The organism is Streptomyces alboflavus (assembly GCF_000716675.1).
GTDB lineage: Bacteria > Actinomycetota > Actinomycetes > Streptomycetales > Streptomycetaceae > Streptomyces > Streptomyces alboflavus.
In genome coordinates this window covers 1-1,194 of record NZ_JNXT01000137.1, presented here as the reverse complement: position 1 = coordinate 1,194, position 1,194 = coordinate 1, and the positions used below count along the sequence as shown (strand labels likewise).

Genomic DNA, 1,194 nt, shown 5'->3' with positions numbered 1-1,194 from the left:
GGGTCGTCGGTGTGGGTGCTTCGCGTCCTACGGGAACGGGTGGGCGGGTGGGAGGGTCCGCCGCGTAGCGGTGGGCCTGCGTAGGGCGCGGCCAGGGGGGGTCGTCGGTGTGGGTGCTTCGCGTCCTACGGGAACGGGTGGGCGGGTGGGAGGGTCCGCCGCGTAGCGGTGGGCCTGCGTAGGGCGCGGCCAGGGGCCCGGCGCAGCCGAGTCGCACGGCCGACGTGAGGCCCACGCGCCCCCCCCGGCCACCCCGGCGCCGGAACCCAGGTGGCCCCCGTCCACATGCCGCCCAAGGCCCCCGCTGCCAGGCTCAGTGCATGCGAGTGGCGTTGGCGCAGACGGACTGTGTGCTGGGTGAGGTGGACGAGAACCTCGAGGTGGCCCGGGAGCAGGTGGCGCAGGCCGGTGCGCAGGGCGCCGACCTCGTGGTGTTCCCGGAGCTGAGCCTGCACGGGTACCACCTGGGCGCCCTGAGCCGGGACACCTCCCTCGCGGCCGACGACCCCCGCCTCCTGGGCCTGTCCCTGCACGGCCCCGACGGCCCCGACGTCCTGGTCGGCCTGCACGAGCACACCAGCCTGCGCGCGTACAACACCTCCGCCTACTACGCGGGCGGCTCCCTGCTGCACGCCCACCGCAAGCTGTATCTGCCCAACTACCTGGCCTGGGAGGAGCGCAAGCACGTCAGCCCGGGCCAGCACCTGCGCGCGTACGACCTGCCCGGCAACCACGGCCGCGCAGCCACCCTCGTCTGCAACGACGCCTGGCAGCCGGTCCTGCCCTGGCTCGCCGTGCAGGACGGCGCCGAGGTCATCGTCGTACCGACGAACAGCGCCGCGAGCCTCGACCCGGAGGCGATGGACACCGGTCTGTACTGGGACACCCTGCTGTCGTACACCGCCCGCATGCTCCAGTGCTGGGTCGTCTTCGTGAACCGCGTCGGCAACGAGAACGGCGCCACGTTCTGGGGCGGTTCACGGGTCGTGGACCCGCGCGGCACGGTCGTCGCGCAGGCCCCGAAGTGGGAACAGGCCCTGGTCACCGTCGACATCGACGTCCATGAGGCCCGCCGTCAGCGCCGGATGGTGCCCCTCGTCGCCGAGGCCCGCCTCGGCCTCGTCGACCGGGAGGTCCGGCGGCTGATCGACGAGGGCGGGGACTCCTAGGCCGACCGGGGCGAGGCCCTCCGGC

General features: G+C 74.0%; 1 protein-coding gene. It reads left to right on the top strand.

From position 1 onward, the window contains the following. The first annotated feature begins 320 nt into the window (after window positions 1-320). Window positions 321-1,169: a nitrilase-related carbon-nitrogen hydrolase gene (locus tag OO63_RS41060; RefSeq protein WP_030363557.1), complete on the top strand. Its 849-nt coding sequence runs from the start codon at window positions 321-323 to the stop codon at window positions 1,167-1,169. Window positions 1,170-1,194 lie beyond the last annotated feature (25 nt).

What these genes read in the sequence shown, in the direction of transcription:
- OO63_RS41060 (WP_030363557.1), top strand. Translation starts at nt 321, where the DNA reads ATGCGAGTGGCGTTGGCGCAGACGGACTGTGTGCTGGGTGAGGTGGAC.